The organism is Flagellimonas beolgyonensis (assembly GCF_003992615.1).
Classification (GTDB): Bacteria; Bacteroidota; Bacteroidia; order Flavobacteriales; family Flavobacteriaceae; genus Flagellimonas; species Flagellimonas beolgyonensis.
Genome location: NZ_RZMY01000013.1, coordinates 557,495 through 577,073, shown reverse-complemented (window position 1 = coordinate 577,073; position 19,579 = coordinate 557,495). Strand labels below are relative to the sequence as shown.

Sequence of the window (19,579 nt, the reverse complement as noted above, 5' to 3'; positions counted from 1 at the left end):
GATGGCCAGAGACAGCGGAAATTTGGAAAGAGCAAAAAAGAGGGTCAATGAGCTGAAGGGATACTACAGGCATATTTTCATCTTCTTACTTGTGAATGGCCTCTTGTTGGTGGTACGGATGGGTGTGTTGAATGGAATGATGCCGGAAGGGTTTCCTAACGAACCGTATTTTTATGATTGGATTATTGGCAATATTGCCATCTGGGGATTGATTTTGCTTGTGCACACCCTTTTAGTGTTCCGACACAAATTCACATTCTTCAAAAAATGGGAAGAACGGCAGATCCAAAAATACATGGAGGAGGAGCGGGACCAAGTTGACAAATTCAAATGACCAACAATACAAAAAACCGACCGATGAACGTAATCATTATTGAAGATGAAAAACCGGCTGCCCGACGACTCTCGAGGTTGCTTTCGGAGCAGGATATTGAGGTGGCCACCATGCTGCATTCCGTGGAAGAATCCATTACATGGTTTAGGGAAAATAATCACCCCGATTTGATCTTCCTGGACATTCAATTATCCGATGGACTTTCCTTCGAAATTTTTGATGCCGTGGAGGTAAAAAGCGCCATCATTTTTACCACCGCTTATGACGAATATGCACTCCAAGCTTTCAAGTTGAACAGCATCGATTATTTGCTCAAACCGATAGATGACGAAGAGCTCGAAACGGCCGTAAAAAAGTATCGAAATTTTAAGCCGGAAAATCAAAAAATATCAATTGATTTTAACGATATAAAAAACCTCTTGGTGAACCCGCTGGAACGTGAGTTCAAAAAACGGTTCACCGTTAAGGTGGGGCAGCACCTGAAGATCATCAACGCCGATGAGGTGGAATGTTTTTATAGTGAGAACAAGGGTACCTATGCAGCAACCTCCGACGGAAGAAACTATTTGCTGGACACCACCCTTGAACAATTGGAAGAGGAGTTGTCGCCCCAAAAATTCTTCAGGGTAAGCCGCAAGTTTTTTGTGAACATCGACCACATCAACGACATCATTTCCTATACCAATTCGAGGCTACAGATCAAGTTGAAACGTTATACGGAGCAAGAAATCATCGTAAGCAGGGAACGCGTAAACAACTTTAAGTTATGGTTGGAATAAAATATTTTAATATTCTGGTATCCAGAATTTAAATGATTTTAAAAAAGCTACTATAAATTTTTCTTATAGTGGCTTTTTTCGGCTAAAAGCCTATTTTTCCTCGATACGATTGTCATCAAAAGCCGATGGCAATAGTTTAGGGATCAGCTTGATGAAAATGGGCAGTAAAACAGCTCCACCTGGCAGCATGAAAATGGCCAAAGAAGGAATGCTTTTAAAAATATCCAAGAGTTGGTTCTGTACTTTTTTCTTTTCTTCGGCGCTCAAATCCTTCACGGTGGACTTGGATAAAAGGGCGACCAATTCCCTACTTTCAACAAGCTCTTTTTTGAGACGTTTGCTATTTCTCAAAATCAACTTGCTTACATTTTTGGACATGCCTTCATAGAATTGCACAGCCAAATTTTTGTCGTTCAGATAGGCAATTTTTTCACGATTTTTTTCAAAAAAATCCATGACAAATCCGAGCTCTTTTTTGACCTCTTTTTGGGTCATCCCCAAGTCGGTTCCAAGACCAAAAATGTAATCCGATTCGGTATAGTCCAACGACTTGTCTTCCCATATCGTGAGGCATGCCATATCCATAAAATAGCGCTTCTCATAATCGTTGAAATCTGTCTTCAAAAGATCGCGGTAAGACCCATCAAATTTCGCCGTATCCAAGTCCAAAAAACTTAGGGAGGACCCCAACAGTTGGATGAGCTTTTCATCGTTCTCATGACCCTCTTTTGCATTCAGGGCATTGTACGCGATATTAATGGTAACATACTCCAATAATTGGGCATGTTGCACCACCGATTTTTTGTCCTTCACATAGTTCATGAAGATCAAAACATCCACATATAGCAATGAATTGGTCAAGCTGTTTCCGAATGCCCGATTAAAGGTGTTGCCACTTAAATAGATTCTGGAGTCGATCAATTTTTCAAGTTGGTCCTCGGTTTTAGATCCACTCAATATTTTTTGAAGAAAGGAAATACTGCCTATGTTCAACGACTGATAAAAGGCAAAAACCGTGTCCACGAATTTCGTGAAATCCGTTTTTCCCTTCTCAAAAGTATAGGTAAAATAGAGTGCCGTAAGCAAGTTGATCTTGGCAATCTCATCCTCACTCAAAGAGTGTTCCACTTCCAGAAAGGTGGGAATGTTCAAATGCACGCCATAAATGAACCCATTTATTTTAAGGTCCTTGTACAAACCAAAAAAATCATCATAGGGAGCAACGTTGTCAGATACCAAGTGACCGAACTTATTGATCCATCCAGAGGTAGAAGGGTTCATTTAAAAAGGTTTACGGTTCAAAGTAAAGCAAAATCCGCTACATACCGATGTTGTGGTTGTAAACCAAGGTTACGGTTAGGTTATGGTTCTACTCTTTGCAAATTAACGATCTTCAAAATCCTGGTCGTTTTTCGACGGCGGGTCCTGATTTAAAATTTCTATCCCCTTTTGGATCACCAAATTGGTGGGAATGGTGATTCTTCGGCCGTCATCGGTTCGCATAAACAGATAAAATCCGCTAATGTCCTCCACCTTGCCCGTCCAATCAAAGTCCTTGTCCATGACCCTGATGCGATCGCCCAAACGCAATGGGTGACTGAAAAACAGAATCACGCTGGCCGTTAAATTGGACAAAATGGACCATTGCGCCACAAACCCAATGCCCACTATGGCCAATACCGATGACAGAAAAACGGAAAAATCCTTAAGGTTCACGCCCCAAATCAAGGATATGCCGACAAATGCCAAAAGGTAAAACAACAGATTGCTCAGATAAAAGATGATTTTTCTGCTGTTCATATCGATGGCGCTGGTTCGGCCAAATCTTCGGATGGCCCTTTTGCTCAAAGAGTTGAGGGAGAATATGATGACCAGTAAAATAACGGTCAATAGAATTTCGGTTTTAAAAGACATGGGGTCGATCATGGGCTATTCTTGGTATATTTGAATTAACTTGTCTAAACTACAAATAACCCGTTTCATTTTTATGGCCATGCAGACAGAATTCGAAAAAAACACCTGGGTGATCAATTATACATCGGATAATTTCTACAACCGTCAATTTGCTTTTGGCGAAGATCTGGCCCTTTCCAAGGGAGACAAGTCCATTACTTGGATCAACACCTATGGCCTCGAATATATGGATGAGTTCCGACAAATGGTCAATGGTAACGAGCTGGATGATTTCCTACTGCGGTTGTTGCTCAACCAGAAAATGGGCAATAAGGTCATCCAACTTGAAGAGCAGTTGTTTGTAGCAGCGCGCATCGTGAAAACGGAACACCATAATTTGGAATCGGAGCAGATGTTCTTTGTGGTAGCCAAGGATTTTGTTTGGTGCATTCAGGAAAAATGGGGCGATCATTTCGATTGGATTCGCCACCGCATCTTTGAGAACAAGGGAATCATCAGAAAGAAAAAAGCCGACTATCTGTTGTTCTTCATCTTGGAAACCCTCATTTCCAACTACAAGGAAAAATACGAGGAGAGCGTGCTTATGGACAGTACGTTGGATGCCATTGTAAAGGAAGAGCCAACACCCGAGTTTATGTTCGAAGTGGAAAACAAGAAGGCCATGATCAATGAATTCAAAAGAGCTTCCCACGGACTTCGGGACATCATCATCAAACTGGAAAGGGTAGAGGTGAAGGGTTTTCATACCAAGTATTTCAGTGAACTTCGGGAACAAATCAACGGTTTGATCAACGACATCGATTCGGATATTTTGGAACTGGAAAGCCAGATTAACCTATTTTTCAGTATTCAGGGCCACCGCCTCAACGAAGTCATGAAAACGTTGACCATTTTCTCGGTCATCTTTATTCCCCTTACGTTTATGGCCGGCATTTATGGGATGAACTTTACCAACATGCCGGAACTGCAATGGCCCTACGGTTACTTCATTCTTTTGGGCTTGATGTTGGTGGTCACCATTATCTCCATCATCATTTTTAAACGAAAAAAGTGGTTTTGAGTTTTCGACAACACTTAATTCGATAAAAACCGTTCATTTTTGAACTTTCTGATGGTATTTGTTGCCTAGAATGGTTTGGAATTAGTCAAAAATGCTTTTTCAACCAATGATAATCATCATATTCTCGGGAAAGGGCACTGGGTAGTTTTGTCTCATCTTTAAAATTCTAAACAATGAGAAAAACAATACTTGCAGCCCTTGTGGCAATTTTGGGATGGTCGAACATGGGTATGGCACAAGATGCCCCAACCGCTGATTTCAGTACATGGCAGTTTCGCTTGAGAGGCATTGTGGTAACACCAGATGAAAGTGCCGACATAGAAGCCATTGGAGGCGATGCATCCATTTCAACGGCATTTGTCCCCGAATTTGATATCACTTATTTCTTTGATGAAAATTGGTCTGCTGAGTTGATTTTGGCCACCACAAAACACGATGTGGAAGCAGTGGGAACGGCTGCTGGCGACATTGATTTAGGCAGTGTATGGCTTTTGCCACCTACCTTGACCGGTCAATACCATTTTACGGGCGGCGATTTTGTCCCTTATTTGGGTGCCGGGGTCAATCTTACCCTTTTCTATGGCGTGGATGAAGGTCCCGTTGCCGATGATGTGGAGTATGATACAGCTGTTGGCTTTGCCCTGCAAGGAGGATTTGATTTTATGCTCAACGATAAATGGTTCCTCAACCTGGATGTTAAAAAATTATTTCTAAATACCACGGCCACCGTGGATGCCACTACAGCATTGGGTGCCACTGTGGACGCCGATGTGGATATCAACCCATGGATCATTGGATTTGGTGTGGGTGTAAAACTTTAGTTGTTTTTTTAGGTTAATTGATAGGAACGGGCAGTTTGGAAAAGCAAACTGCCCGGCCTTTTTTAGTACGGTTTGCTTAAAAAAATAAGAGCTGCCTTTTGGGCAGCTCTTATTATATAACTTGATAGGTTTTTATTCGATAATTCCGGTACAGGAAACCCTGGCACCTGCCGCTCCGGAAGGTTGCGAGACGAAATCGTCCATGCCTTTGTGCACAATTACGGCTTTTCCAATAATGTTTTTGGTGTCGTCATCACAGCCCATGCACCATTGGTCCGTTGAGAATTCCAAAACGGCATTGCCATCTGCATCTGCCGTAAAGTTACCAATATCCCCTTTGTGGTAGCCTCCTTCATCTCCCCATTTACCGTGTGGTTGAAAAGTAGGGTTCCAGTGTCCACCGGTAGAGGTTCCATCCGCAGCGGAACAATCGGCTTTTTCGTGAAGGTGGATGGCATGTTCACCTGGTTCAAGTCCGGTGAAAGTTGCTCTCATGATCACTTTTCCGTCTTGCTCCGTAAAAACCACTTCGCCATTCACATTACTGTCGCTTTTGGGTTCCATGGTGAAGGTGATGACTTTGGGTTCTATGGTTTCAACAACAGTCTCCACTACTTCCTCAGTGGTTTCCTCTGCTTCCTTTTTTGCTTGTTTACAGCTAAAGGCCGTCACCAATAGTAGCCCCAATGCTGCTATTTGTAATTTTTTCATTTCTTGTATTTTTAGGTTTAGCACTAAGTTACTTATTATTTGGGGTAGTTTCAACCAAATTGAAGGTAGATCTTCCTATTTCAACACAATATTGGCTTATTGCGGTCATGAAAGCCTATGACTTCTTTTTGAACAAACCACTCAGGTCGGGATTATAAAAAACAGCTACTTGAAACCGGTCGTAGACCGCATTGGCAAATTGATTGCGTAAATACCCCAATTGTACACTACTATTTTCAGTGATGTTTATGCCCAACGCCGCATACAATCGATTTTGACCAAATAGATCGTCTTGCAGATTGATGAACAATTCATCATAAAAATTCAAATAGAACGTATCCGTTAAAGGTAAGGTAACTTGCAACCGGTAGCGTGCACGGTGTTCGGTGGAGGTCCCATTTCCAAAATCCAAAAACCGTTGTTCCAGTCGGTACCGATGTTCAAAGTAAAATTCCCAAACTTGGTTTTTCAGAATGAACTGTTCAAATATCCGATGCTCATTGCTATTGGTCTCAAAAACAAAATCCCCAAAGGTATGATCTGTATCAATGAAGGCATAGCCAGCTGTGGCTATGGCATTGGGGTTAATGTGATAATTGAGCCCCGTTCGCAACAACAATTGGTTAAAATTGTTTGTGGTCTCATAAAAACGCACTTGGGCTTCTGTATGAATGCTAAAACGCTCAGAAACCTTGTTGGTGCCAAAATACATGTACCAAGCTCCCCATTTGTCTTCGCCGGGTTGTTGGGCGTTGGCAAAAAATGCTCCCAGAAATACCAGGAGCACTATCATTTTTTTGATCATAAATTACCGTCTTTTATTGGTGTGCCTTCCTCGCCCTTGAGGTACACATCCAAAAATTCCAAAATTTTGCTGTAGGCTGTAATTTGGTTTTCCTTTTTGACAAATCCGTGCCCTTCATCTTCAAATAACACATACTCCACAGGCACACCATTTTTACGTACGCCAGCCACAATTTCATCGGATTCGACCTGAAGGACCCTCGGGTCTTGTGCGCCTTGCAACACGATCAATGGCTTGGTCACTTTATCCGTATGGAATAGTGGGGAGATTTGTTTCAACCGAACCGAATCGGCACTGTAGGGGTCACCCAATTCTTTGTAAAGTGCATCCTTGAAGGATTCCCACCATGGCGGAATGCTTTTCAAGGTTCGCATCCAGTTGGTTACCCCGAACAGGTTAACGCCCACATCAAATTCGTCAGGGGCGTAGGTAAGTGCGGCCATGGTCATATAACCACCGTACGACCCTCCTATGATGCCGATTTTCTCTCCATCGATTTCCGGTTGTTGGGCCAGCCAGTTTTTTCCTTCCACACAGTCCTTAAGGTCTTTGTCACCATGGTTAAGGTCGTCCATCTGGTAAAAGGATTTCCCATAACCGCTGCTACCGCGATTGTTTACCGCCAAAACAGCATAACCATGGTTCACCAAATACTGGATAAAGGCACTAAAATTTTGTCTTGACTGTCCTCCAGGTCCGCCGTGTACCCAAACCAATGCCGGAACGGGATTTTCTGAAGAGGCTTGATGGGGTTTGTAGTAAATGGCCGGAATTTCGAGCCCGTCAAATGATTTGTACCGAACCACTTCCGCTTTTACTAAGTCTTGTTCCTGAATTTCCGGATTCAATACGTTGGTCAACTGTTTGTAGTTCTTGCTTTCCAAATTATATACAAAGAGATTGGATGGCGTAAAGGAACCTCCCGCATAGAACCGCATCATCGTTTCATCATCGGAAAAACTGACACTGGTAATTTCCATATTCTCCACTTTGGGCAACTCCACTTGTTTGCCCGTAGCCACTTCGAGCACCTCAATGGTGTTTTTGGCATCTTCGTTGATATAAACCACTTGGTAGGTGCCATTCTGTGTGAAACCGGTACCCATGATGTCCCAGTCACGCTCCAATGCTTTTTCATAGGAGCCATCGGCAATGGAATACTTCATCAAATAGGCAAATTCACTGCCATCGTCGGTGGTATAGTAAAAGGTGGAACTGTCATGGGAAAAATCCTGTCCGCTATTGCCACTTTGATTCTGGTTGATCTTTGTCAATTCCTTGGCTTCCAAATTATAGAGAAAAAGATTACTGTCGTTGGTGTTGATGGATTTGCTAAGCGCGACATATTTTTTGTCAGGAGAAATGACATTGATATCATACCCATCATCATTTTGATATACCAAAGAAGGGGTCATGCTTTCTAAGTCCATTTCGTAAAGATCCATAAAACGATTGTCCCTTTTGTTGGAACCATAAAAGAAGGAGGCCTTATCCTGTGCCCACTGGTAAAATATGGAGCGTGCACCTTCTTCAGGAGTCAGGTCCTTGTGTGTTCCATCCGTATCCCTCACGAAAATGTGATAGATTTCGTCCCCATTGTTGTCCATTCTAAAGAGCATGCGCTCATCTTTTGGAAAATAGGAAATGGCAAACACCGATGAACTGTCGGATTCGGTAATGGGCAACATTTCACCGCCAGCAGTGGGAATGGTGTACATATTGTAAATCCCTGAACGGTTGCTGGAAATCAATAATTTGGAATTGTCCGGTGAAAAACTTCCTCCGCCAATCGCCTCATTGTCCATCATTTGGGCAATGGTATAGGTTTGCATGGTCTCCGCAATGGAAGGGGCCTTTTCTTCTTTTTTACAGCCCCAAATCAATGTGACCAGGGCCAAAATGGCCAATACTCTTTTCATGTTTTCTTAGTTAATGTTGAATGTTTGTGTTTCCTTAAAAGGGGAAAGATCCAATGATTCAATGGAGGAGCGGTAGGCTTTCCATTTTTCATTAAAGAACGCGTTGGTCTTGTTCAACGCATTTCTCAGGTCATCCTCAGCGAACTTAATGAGCTGTTTTTCAGTTTCTGTTATTCCTGTTTTTCTCGACCTAACGTACGAACTGGCTGTACCCAAACGGTTGGTTACATTGGGTTCTGGACTACGCACAATCCCTTGTCGTTTATCGTCCTTGCCCAAATAAAGGTCGATTACGGAATCGATTTGTTTTACGATTTCTTCGGAAGCCTTGATTTGGTCCTTAAATTTATCTTTGTCCAAATCCTTGAGTTCCTTCTTGTACTTGTTGGCCAAATTCTTGCTTTCCACCAATTGTTTTACCGCATCGGCTGCAGTTTGGGTGTAGGCTTCCAGTTTTTTTCCTGTCGCATACACTTCGTTGATGGAAGCCATGGAAACGTCCAATCGTGGATCGGTTTTCACGGTAACCGAAGTGGAATCCACTGCATCGCCGTAAATTACTTTTACTTTGTAAGTTCCTGGTTTAACATCCATGCCGCCACGTTCCCTATTGCGTTTTGGAATGGTACGGGACGGACGATCTGGTCCTTTTTCGTCCAATCCCCAATAAATTCTGTGGAACCCGGCCTTCTCAGGTGTTTTGAATTTTAGGGTTCTGATCAGTCGATCGCCGTCATAGAATTCGAAGGCAATGGAATCCTTCGATTTGGCTTTTTCTTCGGCCCCATTTTTATCGGTTTCTTTCTCTTCGGATTTCGATTCTTTGTCTTTTTTCGCACCTTCTTTCAAATAATAGGTGATCATGGCCCCACCATTTCTGTTTTCACCTTGGTAGATTGCATCCCCACCAAATCGGCTCCCGGTTGGTTGTTGATAGGCTGCCAAGTAGGCATCCGGGCTTTCGAACAGGCTGATTTCCTTTTGCAATACTGTTGGGTTGCCAGCCAATGCCGTGAGCGGACGGATATCATCCAACACCCATGCAGCCCTTCCGAAGGTGCCAATGACCAAATCCTGTTCTCTGGGATGGATGGCCAAATCTTTGGTGGATACCGTTGGAAAATCCTTGTTCCATTTTTGCCACTTGTTCCCAGCGTCCATGGAGAGATACAGACCGTCATCGGTACCCAAGAACATCAGGTTGGGATTGTTGGGGTCTTCAAGAATGGACAATGCATAACTGGCCACATCGTTGCCATCCACAATTCGGGTCCAAGTTTTTCCATAATCCTTGGTGCGATAAACGTATGGGGTGTAGTTGAACCTTCGATAGTCGTTTGCGACCAACAGTGCTTCACCTTTGTTATTGTGTGAAGCTTTTATTTGGGGAATCCAACTACCTGCTGGAAGTCCTTTGATGTTTTTGGTCACTTCAACCCAAGTTTGGCCTCCGTTTAAGGTATAATGTACCCTGCCATCATCGGTACCGACCCAAAGCATATCTTTTTCCACTGGGGAAGGTTCGATTACAATAATGGTACAGTGGTTTTCCGCACCGGTTGCATCCATCGTTAAACCACCACTTTCACTTTGCTTTTGTTTTTCGGGGTCATTGGTGGTCAAATCGGGGGAGATCACTTCCCATGTCAATCCCTTATCCATTGATTTATGCACAAACTGGCTGCCGAAATATACGGTGGCATTGTTGAAGGGGTCCTGACCAATGGCCGCATTCCAGTTGAACCTAAGCATGGTTTCTGGATCGGGTGGGGTGGGTCGGACGATATAGTTGTTTCCTGTTTTCCAATCGTACCGACTTACAAATCCTTGCTGGCTCATGGCATAGCCGAATTGACTGTTTTCCTTATCGGGAACAACATCAAATCCATCCCCAAAGGCAATTTCCTGCCAGTAGCTGTTTCGAATGCCCTGTGCTTTCCAAACATAAGCTGGGCCTCTCCAAGAACCATTGTCCTGCATGCCGCCATATACATTGTACGGGAATTCGTTATCCACATTGATGTGATAAAATTGTGCCACGGGCAAGTTCCCGATAAAACGCCAAGATTGCCCACCGTTTTTGGTGATGTTGAGGCCACCATCGTTCCCATCCATCATAAATTGCCCGTTCTCCGGATGGATCCACCAAGCATGGTGGTCCGGGTGTACCCCATTGTCCACACCGTAGGCAGGCATCAACTGTGTGAAACTTTTTCCGCCATCTTCCGATACGTTAATATAGGTGAACACGGAATAGATCCGGTTTTCATTTTGTGGATCTACATAGATTTCGGAGTAATAGAAAGGTCGGTTTCCGATTTCATCCTTGTCATTGACCTTGGTCCATTTGTTGCCGCCATCGGTGGATTTGTAGAGCGCATTTTTCTTGGCTTCTACCAACGCATAGACAATATTCGGTTTGTTTCGAGCGATGGCCACACCGATTCGTCCCAAATCCCCTTTGGGGAGTCCATCATCAGATGATATTTTTTTCCATGTCTCGCCACCGTCATAGGTAATGTGAAGACCGCTTCCCTCACCACCGGATTTAAAGAACCACGGATCACGTTTGTGTTCCCACATGGCCGCAATCAATTTGTTGGGATTGGTGGGATCCATTACCAGGTCTGCAACCCCTGTTTTGTTGTTCACGTACAAAATTTTCTCCCACGTTTTTCCGCCATCGGTGGTTTTGAACACACCGCGTTCCGGATGTTCGCCCCAAGGAGACCCAATCGCACCCACGTAGACCACATCGGGGTCTGTCGGGTCAATCACTACACGGTGGATGTGCCTGGTTTTTTCCAATCCCATGGATTTCCAGGTTTTGCCGCCATCCAAGGATTTGTATATGCCATATCCACCATTCAGGCTGTTTCTTGGGTTGCCTTCCCCGGTTCCCACCCAAATTACGGAGGGGTTGGATTGTTGAATGGCGACCGCCCCGATCGAAGCGGTAACTTCATTATCGAAAACAGGCTCCCATTTAATACCGCCCGAAGTGGATTTCCAGAGGCCGCCGGATGCGGTTCCAACGAACATTACATCCGGATTGGAATGGACCACATCAATGGCAGTCACACGACCACTCATTCCTGCGGGACCGATGTTCCTTGGTTTCATGTCCCGGAGCAGGTCCATGTTAAAATCTTGGGCTTGTAGCAGGGCCACAAACAAAAGGAGAAAAGGGAATACTAATTTTTTCATCAGTTTAGTTTGAGTTTATTCTTGTTTTGAGATTAGTTATGTCCAATATGGCAACCACACCCTGGTTGGGTAAAGCTTTGTGCTTCCTCATGCCATGGAAAAGCTGCATTGTATTTGTTGTTTTCCCACCAGAATTGGCTCCGTTCGGCTTCGGTATTGCCTATTTCGTTCATGGTTTCCGTATCAAATAGGCGTCCGTTTACCATCGTGTATTTTACCGTTTCAGTATTACGGATATCTTCTAGCGGGTTTTTGTCCAACACGATCAAATCGGCCAATTTTCCGACTTTAAGGGAACCGATATCATTCCCTGCCCCAATATAATTGGCGCCGTTAATCGTGGCTGCTTGCAGTGCCTCCATGTTTGTCATGCCACCTTGTTGCAACATCCATAGTTCCCAATGTGCGCCCAAGCCTTGTAACTGACCATGCGCGCCAAGGTTTACTTTAACACCTTCGTTGGCAAGGTCTGTGGTGGTTCGAGATACCAAAAGATGTCCATTTTCGTATTCTTCATCGGGAATCATAGTTCGGTATCGTGATCGGGAATCGATAAGTTCCCGGGGTGTGTATTTTAATAATTTTTCATTTTCCCACACATTGTCCTTTTGATAGAAATAGAATTCGCCATTAACTCCGCCATAATTGACGATCAAGGTAGGCGTATAGCCCGATTTACTCGTTTTCCATAATTCCAGAACATCTTTGTAAACTGGTGCTACGGGGATATTGTGTTCCACTCCCGTATGTCCATCCATGATCATGGACATGTTGGTGTAAAAGGTGGAGCCTCCTTCGGGTACAACGTTGATGCCCAATTCACGGGCCGCCTGTATGATTTGTTGCCGTTGTTCCCTTCGAGGCTGATTGTAACTTTTTACTGATTTGGCCCCAAAGGCCTTGGTTCGTCGTATGGCAGAGCGGGCATCGTCCAAACTGTTGATCACCGCCTTGAAATCGCCATCGGCACCATAGAGAATGATACCGGTGGAGTATAGCCGTGGACCGACCATGTCACCACTCTTGATCAATTCCGACATGGCAAAGATGGATTCGGTATTGGCCGATGGATCGTGCGATGTGGTTACCCCGAAGGCCAAATTGGCATAGAGTTGCCAATGTTTTTGGGTGGTCAAACCATAACGGAAGCCCCCCACGTGGGCATGGGCATCCACAATACCGGGCATGATGGTTTTTCCGGCGACATCATACACTTTTGTATTGGATGGTACATTGATTTCATCCGCCTTGCCCAAATACTCAATTTTGTTTTCATTGATGACAATGGTGCCGTTTTCGATAACCTCATCACCTTCCATGGTTATGATGCGGGCATTGGTGAAAGCGATTCTGCCAGATGGTTTGTATGTTTTTGAAGTGAGGCCGATCTTGATACCCACACTGTCCATTTTTGCCACTTTTTCAGGAGATCCTGGTAAGAAAGTGAACCGATCTTTGATGTCGTTGGTAAAATAGTCATCTCCCAATGTCCAAAAAATCTTTTGGCTATCCTTCGACCAATGCAGATTGATTCCAGCATCCTTGGAAATTTGGGAAACCGGCACAGCTTTACTGTTGTTATCCAAATCAATTTCCTGACCGTTCATCACCAATGGGGCAATGTAGGCATTATGTAAGATGGTAAAGGCAATCCATTCGTTGTCCGGACTGGGTACCAATCGATTGGCGTATTTGGATTTCACGTGGGAACGTTCATCCTTTCCATTAAGGTTCACCGATTTGAGTGTTTTGGTCAAGTTGCCAAAATAGGTTCCCCCGGTTTGATAGAAAATGCGCTTTCCGTCTTTGGTAAATACGGGATAGGCCCCTTCATCTACCACCCATTTTTTGTTGGAACCATCCGAACTGATGGTGTAAATACCGGATTTTTTCGAAAAAACACGGCCTTGATCGTTGTTGCCCGATTCTTTTTGGTAGGTGATCATTTTTCCATTTGGGCTAAAGGATGGTGTACGGTAAATGCCTTTTTCAGTGCTCAATTTGGTCATGGTGCCGCCCGATGCAGGAATCTTGTATATGGCCCCAAGATTTTCATCGTTCCAAGTCACAAAAACTATGGTTTTCCCATCCGGTGAGAAGGTGGGTTCAAATTCAAAATCGGAACCATTGGTCAATCGTTTGGGCGTGCCATTGGGCAATCTTTTGGTCCACAAATGTCCCAAAGCATTAAAAACCAATGTTTTTTGGTCGGGGGAGGTTACGGCATGCCGTATCACCTTGGCTGTAAACTGGTCTGGTGCTGCTGGTGAATCCACATGCAAGGTTTCTGCAATCTTAATATTCGCATCCACGGTAAATGGGATGTTGGTCACCGCCAGTGTCGCAACATCGATTTTATAAATTTTTCCCTTGTTCCAAAAAACAATTGCTTTATCATCGGGCATCCAACTAAAGTTGGGATACACCCCAAAAATGGCCCAAGCCTCTTGTTGATCTTTGTTCAGATCGTCAAATAGAGGCCACTCTTCTCCTGTTTCCAGATCATGAAGGTAAAGGACACTTTTGGTTCGGACCCGTTTAACAAAGGCCAGTTTTTTACCGTCATGGGATACCTGGGGCCTTGCGGCACCTCCAGGACCACCGGTTACCGTTGTGGTCTCCCCGGTTTCAAAATCATAACGTTTGATGACATAAATTTGACTGTTGGGATCCTTGTTGTATTGGAAATATCCGCCAGGATACACATCTTCACTGTAATAGAGGTATTTTCCATCGGGCGAGATACAAGGTTCGTTCACATCTTGTTGGTCATTTTTTCGTTTGGTGAGTTGCAGACCGGAGCCGCCGGTAATGTGGTATTGCCAAATTTCCCCAGCACCCAGGGAACGACCTGAGGTAAAATGTTTACGGGCAACCAGATAATGGCCATCGGGTGTCCAGTAGGGGTTGTTCAGCAATCTGAATTTTTCTTCGGTAACCTGTTTGGCGTTGGAACCATCGGCATCCATCACCCAAATATTGTCGCCACCACCTGCATCGCTGGTAAATGCGATCTTGGTTCCATCCGGACTGAATCGTGGTTGCACCTCGAAAGGTATTCCCGAACGCAACGCCTTGGCTTTACCACCTGTAATCGGTAGGGAATAGATATCGCCCAAAAGGTCGAATACCAGTGTTTTGCCATCAGGGCTCACGTCGAGGTTCATCCAAGTGCCTTCGTCGGTGGAAAATTGATGTTCTTTGAAGTTAAAATCACCTTTGGGATTGGTCACATCCCACTTGGTATCGTCTTTTTTTTCTTGGGAAAATAGGGGTATTGATGCCAGTAGCATCAAGAGGAAGAGCGGCTTTTTCATTTTGGTCGTTAATTAGTCGCTTAAAGATACCAAAAAGCCCCTCCGGATTTCTTAAAAGGATGTTAATGAAATGGCATTTGAATTGCTTTCATCCACTTATTCGGACTTGTAGACAACCCCATCCTTCATGACGAACCGAACATTGCGCATTTGTTGGATGTGCTGCGTGGGATCACCTTCCACGGCAATGATGTCTGCCAAGAAACCGGCTTCAATTTTGCCCAATCCGTCTAAATGAAGAACCCTGGCATTGACAGCCGTGGCAGATTGTAATGCTTTAAGAGGTTCCATTCCGTAGGCGACCATGAGTTCTAGTTCCCGGTAATTTTCCCCATGGGCAAAAACCCCTACATCACCACCAAAAACAATATCGACGCCAGCTTCCAGTGCCAATCGGAACGATTTCTTCTTTTGGACGATGCGGTCGGTATCCGGTTCCTTGTCCTTGTTCCACCCTTTATACTGCTCGGTGGCATCTCCCGCCGCGATGGTCGGGCAAAAGGCCACCTTTTTTTCTTTCATCAGTTGGAAGATTTCCATAGTTCCGCCATCACCATGTTCAATAGTCTCCACACCACCTAAAATGGCCCTTCGCATACCTTCGGGTGTGCTGGCATGGGCCACTACATATCTGCCGGCAGTGGTAGCCGCAGCAACCATGGCGTCAATTTCTTCCTGCAAAAAGGTGGGTTGTGAAGGTTCCCCTGTTTTCCAACGGTAATCGGCATAAATTTTAATTAGGTCGACCCCATTGCCCATTTGGGTACGCACCTCTTGAATGGCAGCATCCCTGCCGCTTACCGGAACAGCACCCAAAGGAACGGTGACTCCTTCATGAAACCCTTTTGGACCATACGCTCCGGTTGCCACTATAGCTGGCCCTGCCACCAATAATCGTGGTCCCGGAATTATGCCTTCTTCAATGGTTTTTTTAAGATAGACATCGGTGTAGCCGGCACCTTCCGAGCCCAAGTCACGCATGGTGGTTACCCCTGCCAGTAAGGAGGCCTTGGCATGCACCACCCCTCGAATGGCTCTTTCAGCCGGTGATTCTTTCAATACTTGATCGTTCCATTCCGTTTCGTTGTAGGGGTGCAACAACAAATGGGAGTGCCCCTCGATCAATCCCGGCATCAAGGTCATGCCCTGCAAATCCTTTCTTTGGTACGATGCTTTCCGCGATAATCCGGCTTCCGGTCCGGCGTATACAATTTTATTGCCTTGAACAGCAACCACCCAATCGGTGTGGAGTTCCATACCATCGAATACCCGGTCGGGCACCAATAACGTTTGGGCCTTTGCCCAGGATGCAAGAAAAATTAAGACGAGAAGTATTGAAAAAGGTTGGCGCATGTTTATTGGTTTTTGTTATGGATCAATCCATGATAGCTTCATCCAAAAGTGCTTGCAATTTTTCGTGATCAAAAAGTTGGGTTCCCTTGATGACCATATAAATATTTTGGGTGTTTTCGATATTATCCAATGGGTTGTCGTTCAATAGTACCAAGTCGGAAATTTTTCCTGCGGCAATTGTTCCATAGTCGTCGGATTGGCGCAAAAACTGGGATCCATTATAGGCAGAGGTTTTCAAAGCATTCAAAGGGGAAATGCCATTCTTTACCATTTCCTGTAGTTCCATGTGCAAAGAGATGCCCGGATAGGTATAGGAATTGAAGGCCCCACTGTCCGAGCCTGCCAGAAGTTGTACTCCTGCATTATCCAACGATTTGGCGAGCTGACCAAAGAAGGTATCCAGTTCCTTTCTACTTTTCCGAGCTTCCTCAGAGGCATTCATCGCACTGCGGATGCGCCCCTCGTAGGTTTCAATCATACCCTTACCCATATATTGAAGATAGGGGTCTTTGGTGTGGTCTACTTCATCCAAATAGCTCAATGTTTTGCCAATATGCAGCGTGGGTACCACATACACATTTTTTTCTTTTAAGCTATCGAAGGATGCTTGGGCTGTACTATCGGAATAGGCGCCCATCAAGGCTGGCATGGCATCCCAAAAACCCATTTCGCCATTTTTCAGCTTTTCCGTTACTTCGGTTTCGTTGGAAGCACACCCTTTCATGATGTAATACAGATGTTCAATGCCATCCATGCCGGCATCAATGGTTTCATCAAGGGTCACCGTAAAGGGCATGTGACCCGAAACCACAAATCCTCTCTTTTTGGCTTCTTCGATAGATCTGATATAGTTGTCTGCATCAATTCGACTATCATAGATTTTTACAAAATCCACGTTTAGTTTTTCGAGCGAATCAAAAGCCTGTTGGATATCGGTCCCAGTCGCTACTTCCAGCGATCCGCCCCATCGGGCACCAGGCCCATCGATTTTTGGTCCGGCCGTAAAAATGGTGGGTCCCACCAATTCCTCCATGGCAATCTGTTGTTTCCATTCCATAACAGAAGTGGTAAGGTCCCCACCGGCATCCCGAACCGTGGTAATACCATTGGCGATAAACAGTTTCAGGAAATTCCTATTGTTGGCAATCAGGGAATCGCCACCCCTTAAATGGATGTGGTTGTCCCAAAATCCGGGTAAAACATATTTTCCTGTAGCATCGATTGTGGAATCGGCCTTTACATTCCTTTTGGTGTCCACAGTTTCGATAGCAGCTATTTTTCCATTGGAAATGTAAATGTTCTGCAATTCAACCTTGCCTGTTTCTAAATGGATCACGTGGGCATTGGTAATGGCCAGGTCATAGGTTTCGATAGGTTCGTTTTTACAACCCATGGCCAACAATAACAGCAAAACAAAAAGAGGTCGAATCATAGGAAATCTGTTTTCACTTTTTAAAGATACCTGAATTTTTATTTTGTGTGCTTTTGGGTATCTCCAGTTTTTTAGTGATTTTTAACCAAATACACGTTTTGAAGGATACTAAGCCAAGTTGGTTCTATTTATTATTGTTGATTCTGTCCGGAGAGGCCATTTTTATCCTTCCTTTTGTATTGCCACGCGTTTTTAGGCCAACCGTGTTGGACGTGTTGGAAGTCGACAATGTGCAGTTGGGACTTTGTTTTTCGGTATACGGGCTAGTAGCAATGGTTTCTTATATCTTGGGGGGTCCTTTGGCCGATAAGTATCCGCCCCGAAAATTGATTGCCATTGCATTGTGGTTGACCGCCATTGGTGGTTTTTTGTTCCTGCAATACCCAGCTTTGTGGCTACTTCAGGTATTGTATGGATGGTGGGGCTTTACCACCATCTTCCTTTTTTGGGCACCTATGATCAAGGCAACCCGAGTTTGGGGTGGTGCCAATTCCCAGGGTAAGGCATTCGGATTTTTAGATGGTGGTCGTGGACTTACCGGTGCGCTGTTCAGTTTGTTGGGCGTGGTGGTTTTTTCCTTTTTCCTGTCTGACTTTCCTGCAGAGGCCACCCTCGAACAACGTAAGGAGGCATTTACCTATGTTCTCTATTCATCTTCCGTGATCATCATTTTGATTGGGGTTCTGGTTTGGTTTTTTATGAAGACTCCGAATTCAGGTGAAAAGGAGGTTCTCGAACGCATTTCTTGGGAAGACATCAAACAGGTCTTACGGTTACCCTCCGTATGGCTATTAATGGTGATCATTCTTTGTGGTTATGTAGGCTACAAGATCACGGATATTATTTCGCAGTATGCGGAAGAAGTGATGCACTACGATCAAGTGGATGCGGCCAAAGTGGGTACCCTCTTGCAGTTTCTGAGGCCTACTACCGGGATTATTTTCGGGCTGATAGCGGATAAGCTTAAAATAACTTGGTTGTTGGTGGTGAGTTTTGTGTTAACGTTGCTGGGCGGACTCCTTTTCGCCAGTGGCATTATTGCACCGACCACTACGTTATTGTTCTTTATGTCGGTAGTGGTAATAGCTGCCGGTGTTTATGCTACTAGGGCGTTGTATTTTGGTGTTATGCAAGTGGGCAAGATTCCATTGACCTTGACCGGGACTGCGGTCGGACTCATTTCATTGGTCGGATATACTCCGGATGTGTTTGCCGGCCCGGCCTACGGTACGCTTTTGGATGCCCATCCGGGAGAGGAAATTGGGCACCAACATGTGTTTTGGATGCTGAGTGCCTTTGCCTTGGTAGGGGGAGTTGCAGCCTTGGTCTATCACCGAAAATATGGCAAAGCAACTTAAGGATTCCTGTATTTGATGTTTTGACGGGATAAGGATACGATTTCCTCGATCCTTTTTTGTCGGGTTTCTTCCCTTTTGGCTTGGTTCAGCCAATAGAGATAACTTTTTTGTTGACTACGGGTAAACCCTTGAAAATTTTCAAAGGCCTTTTTGTTCTTGCTGAATGCCTTTTGAAGGTCTTCTGGAACAACCCCATTTTCCACATCGTCCAATTCGGTCCATGCCCCATTTTCTTTTGCCAACCGAATAGCCGCCAGGCCACTTTGGTGCATCAAGCCTTGGGATTTCAATTCTTTAATATGCTCTTTGTTGACCTTACTCCACGTACTTTTTGGTTTTCTAGGGCAGAAATATTGTCTTCGTTTTCCATTCCCCAGGCTTTTTACCGTACTATCGATCCATCCGTAACACAATGCCACCCTAACGGCTTCCTCCCAACGCATGCTGTCCATGTGGTGTTCCACTTTATAAAAAATTAAGTGAATACCTGCCGAAGTGTTGTGGTTTTCATGTAACCAATCGCGCCATTCAGCATCTGAAGCAAAGTAATGTTCGGTCAATTTATCCAA

General features: G+C 44.6%; 15 protein-coding genes. 5 read left to right on the top strand and 10 right to left on the bottom strand.

Translation table 11 applies throughout. The features are described from left to right. Position 1: 1 nt before the first annotated feature. Both EO131_RS09340 and EO131_RS09335 read left to right on the top strand, forming a co-directional pair. Positions 2–334, top strand: coding sequence for a 2TM domain-containing protein (locus EO131_RS09340; RefSeq protein ID WP_127021136.1), 333 nt, complete (start codon positions 2–4; stop codon positions 332–334). Between the two features lie 23 nt (positions 335–357). After that, positions 358–1,113, top strand: coding sequence for a LytR/AlgR family response regulator transcription factor (locus tag EO131_RS09335; protein ID WP_127021134.1), 756 nt, complete (start codon positions 358–360; stop codon positions 1,111–1,113). Positions 1,114–1,203: 90 nt separating this feature from the next. Here the strand turns inward: EO131_RS09335 and EO131_RS09330 are convergent, their stop codons facing one another. Both EO131_RS09330 and EO131_RS09325 read right to left on the bottom strand, forming a co-directional pair. Then, positions 1,204–2,394, bottom strand: coding sequence for an LETM1-related biofilm-associated protein (locus EO131_RS09330; protein ID WP_127021132.1), 1,191 nt, complete (start codon positions 2,392–2,394; stop codon positions 1,204–1,206). Between the two features lie 102 nt (positions 2,395–2,496). Beyond that, positions 2,497–3,039, bottom strand: coding sequence for a mechanosensitive ion channel family protein (locus EO131_RS09325; RefSeq protein ID WP_127021130.1), 543 nt, complete (start codon positions 3,037–3,039; stop codon positions 2,497–2,499). 67 nt (positions 3,040–3,106) lie between these two features. On the opposite strand from EO131_RS09325, the gene EO131_RS09320 reads away from it, so the two are divergent. Continuing rightward, positions 3,107–4,087, top strand: a complete 981-nt coding sequence (locus EO131_RS09320) for a CorA family divalent cation transporter (RefSeq protein WP_127021128.1) — start codon at positions 3,107–3,109, stop codon at positions 4,085–4,087. Between the two features lie 173 nt (positions 4,088–4,260). Then, complete coding sequence (locus EO131_RS09315) at positions 4,261–4,908, top strand: OmpW/AlkL family protein (RefSeq protein WP_127021126.1); 648 nt, start codon at positions 4,261–4,263, stop codon at positions 4,906–4,908. A gap of 132 nt (positions 4,909–5,040) precedes the next feature. Here the strand turns inward: EO131_RS09315 and EO131_RS09310 are convergent, their stop codons facing one another. From EO131_RS09310 to EO131_RS09280, 7 genes are all read right to left on the bottom strand, one after another. Beyond that, positions 5,041–5,619: a superoxide dismutase family protein gene (locus EO131_RS09310; RefSeq protein WP_127021124.1), complete on the bottom strand. Its 579-nt coding sequence runs from the start codon at positions 5,617–5,619 to the stop codon at positions 5,041–5,043. A gap of 115 nt (positions 5,620–5,734) precedes the next feature. Further along, positions 5,735–6,424, bottom strand: coding sequence for a DUF2490 domain-containing protein (locus EO131_RS09305; RefSeq protein ID WP_127021122.1), 690 nt, complete (start codon positions 6,422–6,424; stop codon positions 5,735–5,737). Then, the gene (locus EO131_RS09300; RefSeq protein ID WP_127021120.1) at positions 6,421–8,343 is read right to left on the bottom strand and encodes a S9 family peptidase; all 1,923 of its coding nucleotides are present in this window, start codon (positions 8,341–8,343) and stop codon (positions 6,421–6,423) included. Before EO131_RS09300 ends, EO131_RS09305 begins: the two co-directional genes overlap by 4 nt. A 6-nt stretch (positions 8,344–8,349) precedes the next feature. Then, positions 8,350–11,550, bottom strand: coding sequence for a WD40/YVTN/BNR-like repeat-containing protein (locus EO131_RS09295; RefSeq protein WP_127021118.1), 3,201 nt, complete (start codon positions 11,548–11,550; stop codon positions 8,350–8,352). Between the two features lie 32 nt (positions 11,551–11,582). Further along, positions 11,583–14,867: an amidohydrolase family protein gene (locus EO131_RS09290; protein ID WP_127021116.1), complete on the bottom strand. Its 3,285-nt coding sequence runs from the start codon at positions 14,865–14,867 to the stop codon at positions 11,583–11,585. 96 nt (positions 14,868–14,963) lie between these two features. After that, positions 14,964–16,220 carry a metal-dependent hydrolase family protein gene (locus EO131_RS09285; RefSeq protein ID WP_127021114.1) on the bottom strand — a complete coding sequence of 419 codons (1,257 nt, stop codon included), beginning with the start codon at positions 16,218–16,220 and terminating at the stop codon, positions 14,964–14,966. 22 nt (positions 16,221–16,242) lie between these two features. Next, entirely contained in the window at positions 16,243–17,652 is a 1,410-nt protein-coding gene (locus tag EO131_RS09280; RefSeq protein WP_127021112.1) for an amidohydrolase family protein, read from the bottom strand. A 98-nt stretch (positions 17,653–17,750) separates the two neighbouring features. Between EO131_RS09280 and EO131_RS09275 the strand changes: the two genes are divergently transcribed. Beyond that, positions 17,751–19,010, top strand: coding sequence for an MFS transporter (locus EO131_RS09275; RefSeq protein WP_241243815.1), 1,260 nt, complete (start codon positions 17,751–17,753; stop codon positions 19,008–19,010). Here the strand turns inward: EO131_RS09275 and EO131_RS09270 are convergent. After that, on the bottom strand, positions 19,007–19,579 hold the full coding sequence (locus EO131_RS09270) for a YdeI/OmpD-associated family protein (RefSeq protein WP_127021108.1): 573 nt from the start codon (positions 19,577–19,579) through the stop codon (positions 19,007–19,009). The two genes, EO131_RS09275 and EO131_RS09270, sit on opposite strands and share 4 nt — an antisense overlap.